General features: G+C 32.8%; 22 protein-coding genes. 11 read left to right on the top strand and 11 right to left on the bottom strand.

The genetic code is table 11. The annotated features are described in order from the left end of the window. Positions 1 to 83: 83 nt before the first annotated feature. Positions 84 to 1,040 (bottom strand): UDP-glucuronic acid decarboxylase family protein, encoded by a 957-nt coding sequence (locus tag PMN2A_RS01800; protein WP_011294313.1) that lies wholly within the window; start codon positions 1,038 to 1,040, stop codon positions 84 to 86. 169 nt (positions 1,041 to 1,209) lie between these two features. Between PMN2A_RS01800 and PMN2A_RS01795 the strand changes: the two genes are divergently transcribed. From PMN2A_RS01795 to PMN2A_RS01780, 4 genes are all read left to right on the top strand, one after another. After that, positions 1,210 to 1,869, top strand: coding sequence for a TVP38/TMEM64 family protein (locus PMN2A_RS01795; RefSeq protein WP_011294312.1), 660 nt, complete (start codon positions 1,210 to 1,212; stop codon positions 1,867 to 1,869). 104 nt (positions 1,870 to 1,973) lie between these two features. Beyond that, complete coding sequence (locus tag PMN2A_RS01790; protein ID WP_011294311.1) at positions 1,974 to 2,765, top strand: phycobilisome rod-core linker polypeptide; 792 nt, start codon at positions 1,974 to 1,976, stop codon at positions 2,763 to 2,765. A 39-nt stretch (positions 2,766 to 2,804) separates the two neighbouring features. Next, positions 2,805 to 3,338, top strand: a complete 534-nt coding sequence (locus PMN2A_RS01785) for a phycobiliprotein lyase (RefSeq protein ID WP_011294310.1) — start codon at positions 2,805 to 2,807, stop codon at positions 3,336 to 3,338. Positions 3,339 to 3,352: 14 nt separating this feature from the next. After that, on the top strand, positions 3,353 to 3,952 hold the full coding sequence (locus PMN2A_RS01780) for a chromophore lyase CpcT/CpeT (RefSeq protein ID WP_011294309.1): 600 nt from the start codon (positions 3,353 to 3,355) through the stop codon (positions 3,950 to 3,952). 33 nt (positions 3,953 to 3,985) lie between these two features. Here the strand turns inward: PMN2A_RS01780 and PMN2A_RS01775 are convergent, their stop codons facing one another. Then, positions 3,986 to 5,290 (bottom strand): HEAT repeat domain-containing protein, encoded by a 1,305-nt coding sequence (locus PMN2A_RS01775; RefSeq protein ID WP_011294308.1) that lies wholly within the window; start codon positions 5,288 to 5,290, stop codon positions 3,986 to 3,988. 166 nt (positions 5,291 to 5,456) lie between these two features. Between PMN2A_RS01775 and PMN2A_RS01770 the strand changes: the two genes are divergently transcribed. After that, positions 5,457 to 6,320 (top strand): HEAT repeat domain-containing protein, encoded by an 864-nt coding sequence (locus PMN2A_RS01770; protein WP_011294307.1) that lies wholly within the window; start codon positions 5,457 to 5,459, stop codon positions 6,318 to 6,320. A gap of 25 nt (positions 6,321 to 6,345) precedes the next feature. Here the strand turns inward: PMN2A_RS01770 and PMN2A_RS01765 are convergent, their stop codons facing one another. The 3 genes from PMN2A_RS01765 to PMN2A_RS01755 all read right to left on the bottom strand — a co-directional run bounded on the left by PMN2A_RS01765 (position 6,346) and on the right by PMN2A_RS01755 (position 8,085). Next, on the bottom strand, positions 6,346 to 6,942 hold the full coding sequence (locus tag PMN2A_RS01765) for a glycosyl transferase (protein WP_011294306.1): 597 nt from the start codon (positions 6,940 to 6,942) through the stop codon (positions 6,346 to 6,348). 70 nt (positions 6,943 to 7,012) lie between these two features. Beyond that, entirely contained in the window at positions 7,013 to 7,480 is a 468-nt protein-coding gene (locus tag PMN2A_RS01760; protein ID WP_011294305.1) for a bleomycin hydrolase, read from the bottom strand. Positions 7,481 to 7,536: 56 nt separating this feature from the next. Then, on the bottom strand, positions 7,537 to 8,085 hold the full coding sequence (locus tag PMN2A_RS01755; protein ID WP_011294304.1) for a bleomycin hydrolase: 549 nt from the start codon (positions 8,083 to 8,085) through the stop codon (positions 7,537 to 7,539). Positions 8,086 to 8,328: 243 nt separating this feature from the next. Here PMN2A_RS01755 and PMN2A_RS01750 point away from each other — a divergent pair, with 243 nt between their 5' ends. From PMN2A_RS01750 to PMN2A_RS01740, 3 genes are all read left to right on the top strand, one after another. After that, positions 8,329 to 8,553, top strand: coding sequence for a hypothetical protein (locus tag PMN2A_RS01750; RefSeq protein ID WP_011294303.1), 225 nt, complete (start codon positions 8,329 to 8,331; stop codon positions 8,551 to 8,553). An 88-nt stretch (positions 8,554 to 8,641) separates the two neighbouring features. Then, positions 8,642 to 11,059, top strand: a complete 2,418-nt coding sequence (locus PMN2A_RS01745; RefSeq protein WP_011294302.1) for a UvrD-helicase domain-containing protein — start codon at positions 8,642 to 8,644, stop codon at positions 11,057 to 11,059. Between the two features lie 43 nt (positions 11,060 to 11,102). Then, positions 11,103 to 12,359 carry a CCA tRNA nucleotidyltransferase gene (locus PMN2A_RS01740; RefSeq protein ID WP_011294301.1) on the top strand — a complete coding sequence of 419 codons (1,257 nt, stop codon included), beginning with the start codon at positions 11,103 to 11,105 and terminating at the stop codon, positions 12,357 to 12,359. A 15-nt stretch (positions 12,360 to 12,374) separates the two neighbouring features. On the opposite strand, the gene selD is transcribed toward PMN2A_RS01740, so the two are convergent. Continuing rightward, entirely contained in the window at positions 12,375 to 14,555 is a 2,181-nt protein-coding gene (gene selD, locus PMN2A_RS01735) for a selenide, water dikinase SelD (protein WP_011294300.1), read from the bottom strand. Here selD and mtnP point away from each other — a divergent pair. Next, positions 14,541 to 15,473 carry an S-methyl-5'-thioadenosine phosphorylase gene (gene mtnP / locus PMN2A_RS01730; protein WP_049752679.1) on the top strand — a complete coding sequence of 311 codons (933 nt, stop codon included), beginning with the start codon at positions 14,541 to 14,543 and terminating at the stop codon, positions 15,471 to 15,473. The genes selD and mtnP overlap by 15 nt on opposite strands. Positions 15,474 to 15,544: 71 nt before the next feature. Here mtnP and PMN2A_RS01725 read toward each other — a convergent pair whose 3' ends face one another. The 5 genes from PMN2A_RS01725 to PMN2A_RS01710 form a co-directional block, all read right to left on the bottom strand. Then, a complete protein-coding gene (locus PMN2A_RS01725) occupies positions 15,545 to 15,742 on the bottom strand; it encodes a photosystem II reaction center protein J (protein WP_011294298.1) in 198 nt (65 codons plus the stop codon). Positions 15,743 to 15,753: 11 nt separating this feature from the next. Beyond that, positions 15,754 to 15,873 (bottom strand): photosystem II reaction center protein L, encoded by a 120-nt coding sequence (locus PMN2A_RS10040; protein ID WP_011294297.1) that lies wholly within the window; start codon positions 15,871 to 15,873, stop codon positions 15,754 to 15,756. 29 nt (positions 15,874 to 15,902) lie between these two features. Beyond that, positions 15,903 to 16,151 carry a cytochrome b559 subunit alpha gene (psbE, locus tag PMN2A_RS01720; RefSeq protein WP_011294296.1) on the bottom strand — a complete coding sequence of 83 codons (249 nt, stop codon included), beginning with the start codon at positions 16,149 to 16,151 and terminating at the stop codon, positions 15,903 to 15,905. Positions 16,152 to 16,258: 107 nt separating this feature from the next. Then, positions 16,259 to 17,275 (bottom strand): photosynthesis system II assembly factor Ycf48, encoded by a 1,017-nt coding sequence (locus PMN2A_RS01715; RefSeq protein WP_011294295.1) that lies wholly within the window; start codon positions 17,273 to 17,275, stop codon positions 16,259 to 16,261. Further along, the gene (locus tag PMN2A_RS01710) at positions 17,272 to 17,625 is read right to left on the bottom strand and encodes a rubredoxin (protein ID WP_225866334.1); all 354 of its coding nucleotides are present in this window, start codon (positions 17,623 to 17,625) and stop codon (positions 17,272 to 17,274) included. Before PMN2A_RS01710 ends, PMN2A_RS01715 begins: the two co-directional genes overlap by 4 nt. A 156-nt stretch (positions 17,626 to 17,781) precedes the next feature. On the opposite strand from PMN2A_RS01710, the gene PMN2A_RS01705 reads away from it, so the two are divergent. Continuing rightward, positions 17,782 to 18,144 carry an NAD(P)H-quinone oxidoreductase subunit 3 gene (locus PMN2A_RS01705; RefSeq protein WP_011294293.1) on the top strand — a complete coding sequence of 121 codons (363 nt, stop codon included), beginning with the start codon at positions 17,782 to 17,784 and terminating at the stop codon, positions 18,142 to 18,144. Further along, complete coding sequence (nuoB, locus tag PMN2A_RS01700) at positions 18,135 to 18,884, top strand: NADH-quinone oxidoreductase subunit NuoB (RefSeq protein ID WP_011294292.1); 750 nt, start codon at positions 18,135 to 18,137, stop codon at positions 18,882 to 18,884. Before PMN2A_RS01705 ends, nuoB begins: the two co-directional genes overlap by 10 nt. Positions 18,885 to 18,887 lie beyond the last annotated feature (3 nt).

Genomic DNA, 18,887 nt, shown 5'->3' with positions numbered 1-18,887 from the left:
ATTATAATTTACAAAAAATATTAAATTTAAATATCATCATAGCATCTTATTCATTAACTTTTTAATTTAAAATAGTTAATTACTTATTTACTTTTTTCAAAGATTAATTTCTTTTCAAAATACTCTCTTGTAATTGCTAATCCTTCTTTAAACATTATTTTAGGCTCCCAATTTAATTCTTTTTTTGCAAGATAAATATCAGGCTTTCTTCTTAAAGGATCATCATCTAGCGCTTTTAAAAATTTCAGATTTACTTTTTCAATTGAGATATTTCTTATTAAGTTAGTTATTTGAAGAATAGATAATTCTTCAGGATTGCCTAAATTCATAGGTCCTACATTTAAAGAATTCATGAATAAAGTTAAACCATCTATTAAGTCATCAACAAAACAAAAGCTTCTGGTTTGCTTACCATTGCCATAAATAGTCAAGTCATTTCCATGTATTGATTGAACTAATAAGTTGCTAATAAGTCTTCCATCATTTAATAACATTCTAGGACCATAGGTATTAAATATTCTAGCAATTCTTATTTCTAAACCATGCATTCTCATATAGTCATAACACAATGATTCCGCAACACGTTTACCCTCATCGTAGCAACTACGAATTCCTACAGGATTTACATTGCCGTTATATTTTTCAGGCTGAGGATGAATTTCGGGATTTCCATAAACTTCACTAGTACTTGCTAATAATATTCGAGCTCCAACTTTCCTAGCTAATCCAAGCATATTATAAGTCCCCAAAAAACTCGTTTTAGCTGTTTTAATAGGGTTAAATTGATAATGAATTGGAGAAGCTGGACAAGCTAAATGCCAAATCCTATCCACATCAAGCTTGATTGGCTCTATAACATCATGATCTATAAGCTCAAAAGATGGATGTCCAATCCAGTGTTCAATATTTTCTTTACTCCCAGTAAAAAAATTATCCAAACAGATAACTTTTTCTCCAGATTTCATTAAACGATCAATCAAATGAGAACCAACGAAGCCAGCCCCTCCAGTAACCAAGTTTTTTACAGGAGATGAGGGCATAAAATTTTAAGCTTTAAAATTTTATTTTAGTATCGTGCCAAAAATTACAAAATTGATTAATTTTATGTCACGTAAATCTTTGTGGATTAACTAAATCAAACACATTTTAAATAGGATAATTTAAATAGAATTCTTTTAAGAGCTTATCCTCTATATCTAGGAGTTCAATTTGAAAAAAGAAAAATTACAAAAGTACCTAACTATTGCATTTTTTGTAGGTGCTTTCATTTTACTTGTCTTCTTAATTCAGACGTATGGAATTGAACCATTAAGAAGTGCCGTGAAAGAAATGGGCATTTGGGCACCTCTGGGAATTCTGATACTTCGAGGAATTAGCGTAATCCTTCCAGCATTACCTAGCTCAGTTTACTCACTTTTAGCCGGATCATTACTTGGTTTCAAAACAGGTTATCTAACTATTTTTATATCTGACCTAATTTTTTGCCAGATAGCATTTTTTATAGCCAGAAATTTCGGCCGAGCTCCTGTTCGGAAATTAGTTGGAATAAAAGCCATGAAAAGAATTGAAAGTTTTAACCAAAATCAACTAGAAGGCAATTTCTTTCTAATGACTGGACTACTAATGACTGGACTTTTTGACTTTTTAAGCTATGCGCTAGGGATAGGGGGAACACGATGGAGGCTTTTCACGCCCGCTCTAATAATCAGTTTATTAATAAGTGATTCAATTATTGTTGCTGTTGGAGCAGGCGTCAGTCAGGGCGCTGGACTAATGTTGGGAGGTGCCTTACTTGGAATGTTTGCACTAGCAACCATCACTGGATTTAATAAAAATAAAGTCTCCGAAACGCAGAAAAAAAGCCAATGATTTCAAAAAATTATTAAGAAATTAAATAATATAGATAACTAAAAATAAAAAATTTATATTTATTCTCTTCATATTGTTAAACTAAATTAGTATTAAGTATTGATATGTCAAGTATCCCTTTTAAAGCGCTTAAAATAGGAGCAGAAGCTATTAATAAGGATCCAGTTAAGTTTAACAAAAGTAGAGTATCTGGAAGTAAAAAAACAATGTATGGATTACATATAAGAGGAGCATCAATGCCAGGAGAAAAAGAAAAATTCACAGTCACATCTAAAACCAAACCTAAGCAACTCGAAAACTTAATTCATAACAATGTTATGAGCAGTTACAGAAGGGATAAGATTGAAAGTTATAAATACAAAATACTAAATAAGGAAAGTGCTGGAATAAATATGCTTCAAATCAATGAATTTGTTCCTAATGATGATGATGCATTACTTGTAGCAATCAATGCATTATATAAACACATCTTTGGAAACTTATCATTAATGCAATCGGAGCGTCCAATTGATATTGAAAGGAAGCTAAGGAATGGTGATCTTACAGTAAGAGAATTTACAAGGAAAATTTGTAAATCAACTATTTATAGAAATTTCTACTTTGATGGTATTAGCCAATATAAATCTATCAAGTTAATATACAAGCATATTCTTGGTAGGCCCATCAAAAGTAAAGGCGAAGTAACTCAAAGTTCAAATATTATAAATAACCTAGGTTTTGAAGAGCATATTGATTTTCTAATAGATTCTAATGAATATAATAATATTTTTGGCGAAGATATTGTTCCCTACATGAGATCATGGAATTCTCCAACTGGTTTTAAAACAAAAAGTTTCCTAGAAACTTCATACTTAACAAAAGCTTTTGCGACAAGTGATATTTGTAAAATTATTTAATCTTCTAAAAATAAATTAATAGCAATCCAATTAAAGTAGATGAATATTAAAGAATTTTTCTTAAAAAGCGTTGGGGAATGGAATTCAATGAGAAGCGGACATTCTCTAGCATTTCAAGAATTTGAAGAAATAAGAAGTAAAATAAAAATATCACCTTCTAAACCTAACGACGCACGAGTTATTAAATTTTTAAAAGATAATTTAATAACTACTAAAGCAGTAAACAGAGCATTCCTAATTAGTTGGGAAGCAAAAAGTGAATGGGGTGAGGAGAATCAAAACGGAAACTCTTCTGGCGAAAGTATACTCGTTCCGATAGAAGTTTCTAAAACAGAAGGAAAAATAGTTAGGAGCGTTGGATATACTGAAGCAATTCAAGTAGTGTCATTATATAAAATTCTTGTTGATGGAACTTTAATTATTTATTCAGAATACAGTCATATTTCTACAGAGGAAAGAATATGGTTTATCTCAAACAATTTAAGGAGTAGATCTTCGGTTACAAGATCACTAGATTCATTAGCAATCCTTCAAACATCTTATGCATCTGAGATTCGTTCTTTAAAAAATTAAATAATATATAAAAGATGAAAAAAAACCCTACCATAGAATTTGCAAAGATAGTTTCGGGCGTATTTAGTAATAAGGAACAAGCTTTAAATAATCCAAAAAAATTTGCACATATTCAAATACATATTAGGCCATTATTTTTTAAAACTTATAACTGTTTTGCGTTTTACTCTGAGCAGAGATATCAACACGACATATGGAATCCTTATAGGCAGTCTATAAATAAGTTATCCCAAAAAGAAGAAATTTTTATTTTTAGTAACTATAAGATTGAAGACAAAGAAAGATTCACTGGTGGTGCACTAGATATATCTCTTTTAGACAACATATCTAAATATAAGTTATATAAAAAGCCTGGGTGTTCTATGTATTTTAAAGAAAAAAAACCAGGAAATTTTTTAGGGACTATCGAATCAGGTTGTAAATGCTACATAGAATATGGGAGTGATAAGACTTATGTTAAAAGTAAAGTAACAGTGAACAAAAACATTCTTATTTCAGAAGATTCTGGATATGCAATAGAAACTGATAAAAAAGTTTGGGGATCAGAGTTTGGGCCATTAATATTTAAAAAAATAGTTAATTTTGATTGTTTCATTAACGAGTATTGGAAATAAAAATTCTCATTATCTTCACCAAAGAGAAATAAACTAAGTACTAATTTCTTTTGCTTTGAATCTCACAAATCTATGACTATCATTCAAAAATAATTTAGCGAATTTATTTTTAATATTAATTTGCTTATTTTGTAATACAAGCAAAGCAGTATATCTATTTTTCCAATAAGGTGTATGACTCTCATCTGAAAAATAAATCATATTATTATAGAATTTGTTTTCATTTAAGCAACCCAATATTTGTATTGCTGAAGATTTAAATTTCATATAATCAGGCCAATTATTGGATAGTAAAAAACCTACTTTATCTAAAAGAAGATCATCATATAATTGCTGATCTAATAGTAGTTTATATACATTAATAAAGAAATATATAGCTCCATAATCTGATTTGGCTCTATCCCAATTATTATTTAGATAATATAAAACTTTATCTAAAGGGAATTTTAGTAGTTCTTTGATTGAATGATAACATCTATTAAAATCTGTATGAAAAAGTTGCTCAATAAGAAAACTCAAGTCTTTATTAAAATTATTAACTTCTAAAGTATCTATATTCCTTGGATCATCAAAAACTACTGAGTCTATACAATTAAGTAGATTTATATTTTCACATAATACTACTTCATTAATCCAAAGAGAATCTATTGCCTGTAATTTAAATGATGGAGAAAGTGGCGCCTTAATTAAATCAGGTAAAACAGATAAATGACCAGCATTTATAATATCTTGAACTGCACAATGTCTATCGTTTTGATTTGATAGTCTCAAAAACTTTTTCAGATCAGTCAGCTTATCCTCCTCACCAGCAAGTTTTATTAATGCCGCAAAAGAGGCTCCTTTAACTCCATTGGAGGTTTGTTTATCTCTTGATAATGATCTAATCATATCTATTTCTTTTCTAACTCCTAAATGAGTTAATGTTTGTATTACTACTCTTTTATTATTAAATTGCTTATATAATTTTGAACAAATCTTGTTAATGATATCAATATCATTACATTTAAGTTTAGCTAATGACCAAATAACTGTCTCAACAAGATAATCATCATCATTTTCTAGAAACTCCGCAATAGTTTGGATGGCTTTTTTACAACCGAAATTAGCGAGTACCTCAATTGCTTTCCTTTTAGCTATCTTATATTCAAGTTTTTCACAGTCATGTTTAATAAAGTCAAGAAGGGCCACTTCTGATTCTTCACAAGGAAAATTTGCTAAGTGGAATACAGCCTTATAATAATCTGCTAAAAGCTTAACCTCAGAAATTGGTCTTCTAAGAATATTGATAGCGTCTATTTTATTGATTTTCGGTAGATTATTAAATGGATTAGATTGCACTTTAAATATAAGGATATTTATTTATTAGATAAGCTGAGAGCATTATATTCAGCATAAAATTTATACCGAATGTAAAAGGATATTATTTATGAAAATACATGTAATAAAATTATAGTGAATAATTTAATCTAGATTATATAATAAGCTTTCAAGGAGATAAGACAAAGTGGATAATTACTTGAACAGTGAAATAACTACTGAAGAAGAAAGTGAAAAGGCCGAGGGGGATAAACAAAACATAGTGAGTAAGAAAAAATCAAGTCAAAAAGACATCAAGCTATTAATCAAAGGACTTAGTGATGAAAATGGTTTGGTAAGAAGAAATTATGCAATAGCACTAGCCGAGGTTGGTTCGGCAGCTTTACCTGAGTTAATCAAAGCTCTTCTGAATAGTAAAAACGTAATACAGAGAAGAGCGGCAGCTAAGACTTTAAAGTTAGTTAACGATCCATCAGCTTTACCTCATTTAATAAAAGCACTTACCAGTGATTCAGATTCTGTAGTGCAATTTTCAGCAGCTGGTGCAATTGCAATTTTTGGAGAGGCTGCTGTTAATCATCTAATCATTGTCTTGGAGAATCAAGAATATACAGAAATGCAATATGGTCTTGCAGCATGGTGTTTAGAATTTATTGGAGCTAAAGCCTCTAATGCAATAAAAAAAGCAGCTAAATCAAAAAACACCAATGTAAAATCAGCTGCAATTTCAGCACTTGAAGAACACATTAGACAGTCCCAAGATCAGGAAGCAATTCAAATAGTAGAAAGGGCTATTAATGATACTGCTGAAAATGTTCAGATTGAAGCTATTAAATTAGTTGGTAAATTGTATAGAATAGAATCTTTAATTCCTACCTTAATATTAAAATTAAAACACAAAAATCCAGATATTCGAAAATCTTCCATATTGTCATTAATCCAACTTAATATTAATGAAGCTATAAATCCACTCAGGGACCTTCTTAAAATTGAGCAAGATAAAAATGTTATCGCAATTATTAAATTAGCTATAAAAAAAATCAACAACTAAAAGACTTAATAAAGAATCTGTAATATTAAATAATTTTGTCTCTCAAAATATCTTCCTTTATCATTTGATCAATAGATTTATCATTTAATAAATCCTCAAATAAATCATCAATAGTATGATCTTTCATTTCCAAAAGTGCGCTGATAGAAGCTTTCGCTCTTAATAAGTCTTTATCTCTACAAGTTTTCATCAAAATATTTCTACCAGTTCTCCCTAATTGCCTCAAAAGAGAAATAACAGTCAAGATCATTTCAGGAGAACTATCTTTAAGAGCTAAATCAACTACTAACATCTCATCCTGAGTTAATTCTTCTAAATTAAAATTAACTACAACTTTGATAATTGTTTTAAGACAGCTAACTTTAACAGTTTTATTGTTAGTATCCATATACAATTGAACGATTGACTTTAAGGCTTTTTCTCCAAATCGTCCCAAAGCTAATATTGATTTTCTTCTTATAAATAAATCTTCTTCCTTGAGATTAGCTAAAAGATTATTCATAAACTTAACCTCAAATTCTTTTTTTAAAATCAAAAATGCTTGAGAATTAATATTTGGATTTGGATGCAAAAAATCTTGATAAAGTTCTATATATTTATTTAAATCTAAAGAATTAATCATTAAAAGTTCAAATAATTATTCAACATTACGAAAAAATATTTTAAATAAATTAAATTAAATTAAATTATTTTTATGCAAGTGCGTTTATTAAATAATCCAATAATCCTTTGAATTCCGTTTCGGCTTGCTGACCCATAACATCATTGATTTTAATTTCATCTCGAATAAAAATAAATGCTTCAATATAAGCAGCTGTTGGTAATAGTTGGATACGAATAATTTCTCTCATACCTGATATTCCCCATTCATCTAAAGGACCAGTGCCACCAGTTACTAAGCAATAATTAATAAGACGCAAGTAATGATGAATATCTCTCACGCACTTATCTTTATTAGCCTGCTCATATGAACCATTTTGATAAACAGCATCAACGGCAAGATTGGTAAATTTATCAAGACAAGAAGCAAGTTTTTCTGCAGCCTCTAGACGAGCTTTTGCCCTATCAAAAGATCCTTTCACAGACTCAAAATCACTCATGCTGGGAAATCTTCCTGCTGCATCAGCTGCGCTAACAACGGTTGTAACTGCAGATTTCATAGTGGCTTAATAAGAAATGGTTTGCGTGATGTAGTGGAGCAATTAGAGTTTAATATTTACCTCAAAGCTTCTATTACAAGATCAAAATAAGATGCCGCCTCAGAGGCGATGTCTTGACATTGTGCTCCTGATCCAGAATTAATCCCTTTAAACATTTTTCTTCCTGTATTTGTCTCGGTCATAATTGCGACTGTGGCAATCTTCATTATTTCAACGGCTCTAATAGCATTAGAGGTTGGGACGCCAAGAGCAAGATATGTTTCTTTTAAACCATTGAGGCATCTATCTTCAAGAACAGAGGGATCCCCTGCAAGAAGCGCGTAGCTTACATATCTCAAAATAATTTCTCCATCCCTTAAACAAGCTGCCATTCTACGAGTGGGATAGCAATGCCCTCCTGGTTGAGTAAGCCCAGTATTTTCACAAACCATTCCCGCCACAGCATCTGCAGCAATGCAAGAGACATTTTGAGTTATGGCAAGAGTTGCATCAATTCTTTTATTTGCATCTGCCACGTACTTTCTTAAATCTGCAAGATCCTCACTCCCAATTGCGGCGCCCTTGGCATCAGCACTTACAACTGTTCTAGAAAACGCATCAAGCATCTTTTAAATACCTACCTTCTAATAAGTAAAAGAGTTCAAGTAAAGACTTAATAGTCATTACTTCATTACTTCATTACTTATTCAACTTAAGACTTACAGTCAAATTTGATTGAAAGAGACCTAAGAACGCAATGCTTCTTAACTGTAAGAAAAATTTCCAAGAAAAACTAACCATAGAGTTATCTCAAAAAGCTTATAAGCAAAGTGGGATATCACTAATTTGAGCTATTGTTAAACAAAAAAATGAAAAGTCCAACTGAAGAAGAACTTGAAGAGTCAATTAAAGAACTAAGCGAATACAAAAATCGTTTAGAAAAAGAGGTTGTAACTATTTCACAAAAGCTCAAAATGCCTCAAAGAAAAATCGAATCAATTATCAACTCTCATCAAGAACTTAATAAAATAAAAATAATACTTTCTAAGCTATATAAACAAAAAGAAAATGCAACATCAAATCTGCTTTTATGATTTTATTTTTGCTGCTTAAATAATATAAAAATGTACCCCATGAATGTTGCAAAACTAAATTCAATTAAATGTATTTAAAGTCTATAAAATGAAACAATCAAACAGTATATTTCTAAATGGATTAAACGAGGCGCAGTCACATGCAGTTGATCATTTTCATGGTCCATTATTAGTTGTAGCAGGAGCAGGAAGCGGAAAAACAAGAGCTCTTACTCATCGTATTGCGCATTTAATTACTGAATACAAAGTTGATCCTAGTTCTATTCTTGCAGTTACTTTTACCAATAAAGCTGCAAGAGAGATGAAAGATAGACTTGAATTGCTTTTAGCAAAAAGGTTATCAAGTCTTACCCACGGGAAGCCTTGGACTGCCTTACAAGTAGCAGAACAAAGAGAAATTCGTAATCGTATACATCGTGAAATCAGTCGTGAATTATGGATAGGTACTTTTCACGCTTTGTTTTCGAGATTATTACGCTTTGACATCGATAAATTCAAAGACCCTGAAGGATTGACATGGACTAAACAGTTTTCAATATATGACGAAACAGATGCCCAAAGTCTTATCAAAGAAATAGTTACACAAGATCTACAATTAGATCCAAAAAGATTTGAACCAAAAAAAGTACGATGGGCAATCAGTAATGCCAAAAATCAATGCTTACTTCCTGATGATTTATCAAATAATCAAGAAGGTCAAAGAGGAAAATTAGTTGCTGAAACTTATAGACTTTATAGAAAAGCTTTAGCTGCTAATAATGCATTAGATTTTGATGATCTTCTATTAATACCTGTTCAATTACTACAACAAAATGAAAAAATAAGGACTTATTGGCACAGTCGCTTCAAACATGTTTTAGTTGATGAATATCAAGATACTAATTGGACACAATACGAATTAATTAAACAGTTGGTGACCAATGGTAAAGATCCATCTTCTTTTCAAGATTGGAATAATCGATCCGTTTTTGTTGTTGGCGATGCAGATCAAAGTATTTACAGCTTTAGAGCTGCGGACTTTAGGATACTAATGGGATTTCAAGAGGACTTTGGAAAGAAAAGCCTAGACAATAAATATGATTCAACTCTTGTAAAACTAGAAGAAAATTATCGATCTACCTCTACCATCCTCGAAGCAGCAAATTCACTAATCTCCAACAATAAAGAAAGAATAGATAAAGTTCTTAGAGCAACTAGAGGAGAAGGTGAGCCTATTAGATTAACAAGGTGTGACGATGAGATAGCAGAGGCAGAAGCAGTTATTCATAGGCTAAGAATTTTAGATGCCTCGAATCCAGAATTAAATTGGGGAGATATGGCTATTCTTTATAGAACCAATGCGCAATCAAGAGCAATTGAGGACTCATTGGTCCGCTGGAGTATTCCATACATTGTGGTTGGAGGATTACGTTTTTATGATCGAAGAGAAATTAAAGATCTACTAGCTTATTTAAGACTTTTAATTAATCCATCTGACAGTGTCAGTCTTCTGAGAGTTTTAAACGTTCCTAAAAGAGGGATTGGCAAAACAACAGTTCAAAGATTGAGTGATGCTGCTAGTCAATTAAAAATTCCTCTTTGGGAAGTTGTAAATGACCCCGAAGCTGTCAGATCTCTCGCAGGAAGATCAGCCAAAGGTCTTTTAATTTTTAGTGAGCTTATTAATGAATTACAAAGTCATCTTCTCTCTTCAAGCCCCGCCGAGTTGGTTCAATTAGTTTTAGAAAAAAGTGGCTATTTAAGTGAATTAATTGCAACAGGAACAGATGAGGCTGAAGAAAGAAGACGCAATCTTCAAGAATTAGTTAATGCCGCGTTGCAATATCAGGAAGAAAGCGAAGATGCAAATTTAGAAGGTTTTTTATCAACTGCTGCTCTATCAAGCGATGCAGATAATAAAGACACTGCGTCAAATCGAGTCACATTAATGACTCTTCACAGCAGTAAAGGTTTGGAATTTCCTGTTGTTTGTCTTGTGGGAATGGAGCAAGGCTTATTCCCAAGCTATAGATCGCTTGATGATCCATCTTCACTTGAGGAAGAAAGGCGACTTTGTTACGTAGGACTTACTAGAGCGAAAGAAAAACTATTTCTCTTTCATGCATCTGAGAGAAGAATGTGGGGAGGGATGAGAGAACCAGCTATCGCATCTATATTCCTCTCCGAAATACCAGAAGAACTTGTTAAAGGCGATATCCCATTATCTGGTGGGGCTACATTAAGAAGAGAAAAAAATCTAGACAGACTAACTAGAATTGATCGCCAAAGTAATAAAAAGTCCTTTCCTAGTGAAGCTGAAAATGCAGTAAGAAAAACATATTCTGGTCCTTCCCCAGGGAAGAGATGGTCAGTTAACGATAGAGTTGAACATTCTTCATTTGGAGAAGGGATAATCACACATGTTTTTGGTTCAGGAGAAAAAATCTCACTGGCTATAAAATTCTCAGGAATGGGGCCAAAAATATTAGACCCAAGACTAGCTCCATTGAAATTGATAGATGAGTAAGATTTAATCTGAAAAATGTTAACTAGCTAAAACCATATTTCTCATGGAATTATTTGATAAATCTACAATTGAAAAAGAGATAAAAGAATTACCGAGAGGAATTCTAACTATTATTTTAGAAGCAGCTTGCTCAGTCAATATAACTTCTATTGCAATAGTTGGAGGAGTTGTAAGAGACTTAATAAAAAAATCTAAAAATCAAAATTATGAAATTATCTTCAATGATCTAGATTTAATTATTGAAGGTGAGACCTCAACCTATATAAAAGAATTGCAAAAAGTTCTTGGAGCAGAAAGAGTAAAAGTCATCCGAGATAACAGAAATTACAAAACCTCAGAAGTAATAATTAATGGCATAAAAGTTGATATTGCATCTGCTCGTAAAGAAACGTATCCAATACCTGGAGAAAACCCAATAGTCGAGTTATCAACAATCAAAAAAGATCTAATAAGAAGAGATTTTAATATAAATGCAATGGCAATTGAACTGAAAGATAATAGACTAATCGATTTATTTTCAGGATCAGATGCAATTGAAAATATGAAAATGGACTTTTTGCATAAATCAAGTGTTTTAGATGACCCAACTAGAGTTATTAGAGCTTCTCGCTATTCTGCCAAGTTAGATTTTGATCTATCAAATCAAGCCTTAAAACAAATAAAAGATACAATAAATCTTTGGCCTTGGAATTGGCATATTGGAGATAATACTGATTTAGCACCTTCAGCATTATCAATAAGATTAAAAATGGAACTAGAATTGCTTTTAGAAGACAAATATTGGAAGAATGCATTAAAAAATCTACAAGTCTGTGGAGGGCTAAAAATAGTAGATTCGAAATTACAAAATGATAAACGACTTATTGAAAAAATTTTCATTGCAAAGAAGTCTAATATTGAACCCCTAACAGCATTTGTTTATGAATCTAAAAGCCCTATTTATCTAGCTAATAGATTACACTTAAATCAACAGCAAAAAGAAATAATAGAAGGAGCTTGTAGATTAAATAAATATCTAAAAAATATAACAGCTAATCATTTATATAAAAATTGGTCACCATCAAAGTGGACAATAAACCTTGAGAAAATCAATGCTAATGAATCTTCTTTCATGCTTGAAATATGTAGAAATAACCCACTAAAAGAATATTTGAAATCTTGGCTATTTAATTGGAAGAATATAGAGTCTCCAATAAAAGGAGATGATTTAATAGCTAAAGGTTGGGAACCTGGACCAGAAATAGGAATAGAAATAAAACGGCAAAGAATGAAATTAATTGATGAAAATATTGCTTTTTAAAAATTTAATAAGTATTTATTTGGAAATAAAACCTATTTTAATCCAAGGTCCTTGCTGTATAAGTTTTTCTGAATAAATCGATGAACAACAAACAACCAAAGGGCCACAAGTTTGTGGGTCTACTAAGATTTTCAGCATGGCATTATAAAAGGATCTATTAGAGCAAGAATCATTAGATGTGAGCTCAAACCTTAAGTTTTTATCTCCATCAATATTTTTTAGGAAAATTTGATTTGCAGGGGCCAAAGTGCTTTCAAAGCCTTTATCTAAAAGTTCTTTCACACCATCATATAATGGTATTTTATCCAGTTCAAGATTGACTTTAAATGGTTCTGAATTCATCTTTAATTGATCACTATTTGTAGATTCCAACATTTCTGACAAATGACCTAGCAAACCAAATCCAGTTATATCAGTACATGCATTAACAATTTTTGAGCGTGGATTTAGATTTGTTAATTGATTAATATAATTAACAATCTCATGCTGACTTTTATTCATTTCTTTTAAGACATTATCAAGTATATAAGGTTTTACTTGACCATTCATAAATGCAGAAAAAATAATTCCAGTTCCCAAAGAACGACTAATTAAAATTTCATCTCCATTTCTCATTCCTCCCTTAGGCCAAAAATATTTTTTATCATCAATAACCCCATTTACAGTTAATGAGCTTTCTATTCCTAGGGAAAAAGGCTCTTCAGATATTTTTCTTGATTCTAATGTATGTCCACCTATAAGATTTGCACCTTGGATAGTTAAAGCAGAATTAATACCTTCCAAAACTTGATATAACAATTCTTGCTGTAAATTATTAGATATGGATGGTAAATTAATAAGAGACTGTGCAGAGATCACAGATCCTCCGCATGCCCAAATATCAGAACAGGAATGAAACGCCAAAAGTCTTCCATTTAACCAAGGATCACTAATTAAAGAAGGGAATCCATCTACACTTTGTATCAAAGTTTTATCAGAATTTAATATCCCTATATTTATAGAATCATCTTTTGAAGATTCTATTAAATCTACTTTTTTTAATGCTGAACTTAATGGAGTAAAAGCTAATTTAGCCGCACATCCTCTACATTTAATCATGTCTTCTTCAGAAGACATATCTGAATTTATATCTTTAACTAGATCAAATTTAGAGATAAATTGTTTATCAATTAATTCTTTTAAACTTGATAAAAAATCAAAAGGACCAATAATAACTTCACCCCAGGAAATAAAAGCTTTAGATTTCTTTTTTCTAATGTTGATATCCAACAGTTGTATTGCTTTTCTTTGAGGTTTCCATTCCTCTAGTTTTAAACCCTTAGTTATAAACTCTAAATTATTTGCAAGTGATTTTGCTGCACGAACTGCCCATACTCCAGAAGAAGGTCGAGGATAATCCTTAATGACACCACAATCTCCTACAGCAAATAACTCTGGATAGTTAAGGACTTGAAGAGTTTTTTTAGTTAGAACTCTCCCATTCTCATCTATAGGTAAACCACTATCCTTTAACCAATTAAATGATTTATTACCGGTACATATTAATTTTGGATATAAAATAGATGGTTGCTTTTGTGTGATTTCAATATCTAAGGCCTTTAAATTTCTTAGCAGGTTTTTATTTATATTTCTTCCTGATTTGACTTTTAATAAAATAGGCCTTTTTGGCCATCTTTTTCTTAAAGAAAAAGCTATTTCTATTCCAGCAAATCCACCACCAATAATTACAAATGGTTTTGCAGAAGAATCATTCTTGTGGATATCTTGATCGACAATAAATTTATAGGATTCAGAAAAAGGTTTAATTGGAACAGCTAAATCTTTATCACCTCTATTAAAAAGTTTAGAATTTATATTAGTTTTTGTTCCTATATTTAGGGATAATAGAGAATATTCAATTTCTGGCCGTCCTTCTAAAAGTAACTTTTTTTCCTTAAGATTGATCCCCTCAATTTCTGCCATCACAAATGAAACTCCTGCTTTTAAAGCAAGTTTCCTCAAATCAATTAGTATTTCATCTATCTTGTATTTACCTGCTATGACACCTGGAAACATTCCAGAATAAACAGTTGTACTTGCTTTATTAACTAAAGTAATCATTCCAGCAGGCTTCAATTTTGGATTCATTGCCCACTGGAGCAACACAAGGGCATGAGTATGACCACCACCAGCTAAAACTAGATGATCACTGAACATGATTTTTTGAATATTTCGGGAACACAATCAGATGCCTACGATTTCAAACAAGCAAGATTAGGAATTATTGGCGGAAGCGGACTATATAGGATAGAAAATCTTAAAGACATAGTCGAGTTAAGCTTAGACACTCCCTATGGGAAACCATCTAATAAGTTACTAATAGGCAATCTATTTGGAATTGAGATTGTTTTTCTTGCTCGCCACGGAGAGAAACATACTTTAAATCCAAGTGAAATTCCATACAAAGCAAATATCTGGGCTATGCGCTCTCTAAATGTTAGATGGTTGATATCCGCATCAGCGGTGGGATCATTAAAAGAAAATATCAAACCTTGCGACATTGTTATTCCTGATCAATTTATTGATCGCACTCATCAAAGGCCATTGACTTTTTTCAACAATGGAGTTGTAGCGCACATAAGCATGGCAAATCCATTTTGCGACATTCTTTCTCAAATACTTTCGAAAGAAATAGAAAAACTTTTAACAAAAGACAAAAAAATGCATATTGGAGGAACATATCTTGCTATGGAGGGACCAGCCTTTTCAACAAGAGCAGAATCAAACTTATATAGAGATTGGGGATGCTCAATAATAGGTATGACAAACCATACTGAAGCTAGATTGGCAAAAGAAGCCGAAATCGCATATTCCAGCCTCTCAATGGTTACTGATTATGATTGCTGGAATCAAAATTGCGAAAATGTATCTGTAGAAATGGTCATTGAAAATCTCCAGGAAAATGCAAATTTTGCAAAATCAATAATTTCTGCTGTTGCTAAAAGAGTCTCATCATTAAGGCCGCCAAGCTCTTTTCACAGTGCATTAAAAGATGCCTTAGTCACCCCAGAAGAGCATGTTCCAGAAAAGACTAAAAGCAAGATCAAATTATTTACGGATAAATATTGGCATTAAAAAAACCAACTAACAATAAAAGTCAGTTGGTTTTAAGTTATTTCAAAAAAATAGTATTTTTCTAGTTAAAACTAACCAGCGTTACCAATACCAGTGTAAGAACCGTAAAAGAAAATACCAAGAACAAAAATAACAGCTGTTCCACCTGCAGTAGCGACTAACCACAAAGGTAGTGCTCCCTCTGTCCACCTTCTTTCCCAGGAGACTGCAGGCATACCATTTGGCAGACGATCTCCTGCTCGTCCATCAGGTCCTTTTAATTTGCTCATGATAAAGAGATTTAGTTAAAGAAGTAACTGGAAAAAAGAATTCCCATTACAAAAACAAGTAAGAGTCCAAGATAAAGACTAGTTCGGTTTAATTCAACCGGAACTTTATTTGGATTTGGATTGACTTGCATGGATAATAAAGCAATCAGATGAAATTTGTTTATTTCAGACGCGTGTCAAGTTCCGCCTTGGAATCAAAGCGCTGAACAACAACAGGAGCTTTGCTTTCTCCAGCCTGAAAATACGTATCTGGTCTAGGAGTTCCAAAAGCGTCGTAGGCAAGCCCAGAAGACACAAATAAGAATCCTGCCACGAAGATCGCAGGAAGTGCTACCGCATGGATAATCCAATAGCGGACACTAGTAATGATCTCAAAAAACGGGCGTTCCCCGGTAGAGCCGGCAGCCATAGCCTCACTTAATCAGCTCAGTGATCTTATCAAGCGAAACCAAAAGAAACGGTCTGTGTTGCAAGGTGGTTACACAGAGTCATGGAAATCATCAAAAATTTATGATTTCAACCCTGCCACCGCAGTAAATTGCCCCTTTCTCCAAATACAAATCCCTTAGGACTCTCACTGTTTAAATCGTCCAGAAATAGAATTCTTATGAAATTTGTTGGAACAGATTCACCAACAGGGTCTTTTTCCCAAGTTTTTCCCTCATCATTGCTCACTAATAAAGTTCCATTTCCTCCAGCGGCCCAAATCGACTTAGATGGATCCCAAACAAGATCTTGATAGTTATACCCATTAACTATTGGGATAATGGGCTTTGACCATGAATCGATATCATCAGGATCTGCATTAAATCTGATTTCAGCTCCTCTAGAAAGCATCCATAAATCACCATTTGGCTGTTCACCAACACTTTGAACTCTCTTACTACTTGCTCTTTGATGAGGGCTCCATATCTCTTCTCCAGGTCTTAGGACTGAGAAGAAGTTACCAAGGCTACTAACACTTATATATCCACCGTTATTTGTACGTCTTAATTCTCTTATGCCTCCAGAGCCAGAAGTATCAACAACGATTGCTTCCCAATTGGTACCAGCATCGGTAGTTTTATAAATTGCCCCGGCAGTAGTTGCTAACTCAGCAATATCAGTATCAATTGTTGTTATCAAATACGGATCTCCAGGTAACTTATTTCCCAAATCAAGACGAGTCCAATTTTTTCCTCCATCAGTGGTATGAAGAATCAATCCTGGTTGACCTGCAATCCAACCTTCTTGGCCTTTGAAATCAACGCTTATTAAACGAAAATTACCTTCGCTTGGTATGTCTAAATTTCTTTCTTTCCAAGTTATTCCTCCATCATTTGTCTCAAGAATTAATCTGTTTGTCCCTACTAAGAACCCATTTTTGTCATCTACAAAGTCAACATCTAGTGGATTTGCTTCAGTATCTAGGTCAACTAGTGACCAAGGACTTGATGAGCCTATGGAAGCATTGCTAACAGTACAACCACTAAGAGCTACTCCAACTATTAAGACAAGGGTCAAATTAATGACATTTGAAAACAGACGTTTCATTTCAAAGAATAAAGAGAGAGAAAACAGGCAGCGGCTAAAGCCAGACTTCCAAAAATAAGAACGTTTTTCTGGCCTGAAGGAAGTTTATTAAATCCAAAGCCATAAGTAAGGTTTTCTTCAAATCCACTAGGCTTTGATTTAGGGCCAATATCCTTGTATCCACCAAATCCTACTCGACAGACTGGACATCTAAACTTCTCTCTATCTATGTCTAGGAATGCTGTTCCTGGTTCAATATTTAGCTTTTTTATACCCTCATCAGGATCATAAATAAAACCACAGCTCATACATTCGAAGCGATTTCCTTTTGGATCAAATTCCTCGTTTGAGTTTTTTGGTTCAAATGAAATAACTTGATTTTGTTGTGCATCAAGATTCAAATCTCCCAAAGGATTTGATTCTGTTTTTTTGTCTTCACTCACAGTTTTCACTTTCACACATAACAACTCTATGGCACTAATCTAGAAAATGACTGTCAGACTGATAATGAAATCAGTAATTCATTCATGTTTTCCCTTCAGGGTTATGAGTATTTTTTAGGATTTCTTCTTATTTCTGGAGCAGTTCCAATTCTTGCTCTCACAACAAATAAGTTAATAGCTCCAAAAAGCAAGGCAGGAGAAAGACAGCTTACATATGAATCTGGTATGGAGCCCATTGGAGGGGCATGGATTCAATTTAATATTCGTTACTACATGTTTGCTCTTGTTTTCGTTATATTTGATGTGGAGACAGTATTCCTTTACCCATGGGCAGTTGCATTTCACAAACTTGGGTTATTAGCATTTATAGAAGCTCTTGTTTTTATCACAATACTAGTTGTGGCATTAGCATACGCATGGAGAAAAGGTGCCCTTGAATGGAGTTGAATCCCTTGAAAAAATCTCCCTCTTCTGAAGCTGTAAGAAATCTTAGAGAAGCTTCCTGCGGTCCAGTTGGGACGCCGACAGTAACGAATGATTTAAGCGAAAACATAATCCTCACTAGCCTTGAAGATCTTCATAACTGGGCAAGACTAAGTAGTCTTTGGCCTCTTCTTTATGGAACTGCTTGTTGTTTTATTGAATTTGCAGCTCTAATTGGATCTAGATTTGATTTTGACAGATTTGGATTAGTACCTAGGAGTTCTCCTAGACAAGCAGATCTACTAATAGTGGCAGGCACCGTCACAATGAAAATGGCACCTGCTCTTGTAAGGCTTTATGAGCAAATGCCAGATCCCAAATACGTAATAGCTATGGGAGCTTGCACTATTACTGGTGGAATGTTCAGCGCAGACTCCACCACGGCAGTCAGAGGTGTTGATAAGTTAATACCTGTTGATCTTTACCTTCCTGGATGTCCTCCAAGACCTGAAGCAATATTTGATGCTGTCATTAAATTAAGAAAAAAAGTTGCAAACGAATCAATCTCAGAAAGATCAAAAATTACCCAAACTCATCGTTATTTAACTATCCCTCATAAAATGAAGCGAGTCGAGTCAAAAGTAAATGGACAATACCTAAAGGCAAAAACTCAATTAATTGCTTTAAATCCTTCACTATCTGAAGAGTTTGATCAATCTTTAAAAGAGGTTCAAAAAATATCTGAAGAACTTTCAAGTAATTAAGCT

Origin of the sequence: Prochlorococcus marinus str. NATL2A (genome assembly GCF_000012465.1) — a bacterium.
Classification (GTDB): Bacteria; Cyanobacteriota; Cyanobacteriia; order PCC-6307; family Cyanobiaceae; genus Prochlorococcus_B; species Prochlorococcus_B marinus_B.
This window is presented reverse-complemented; position numbering and strand designations above follow the sequence as displayed.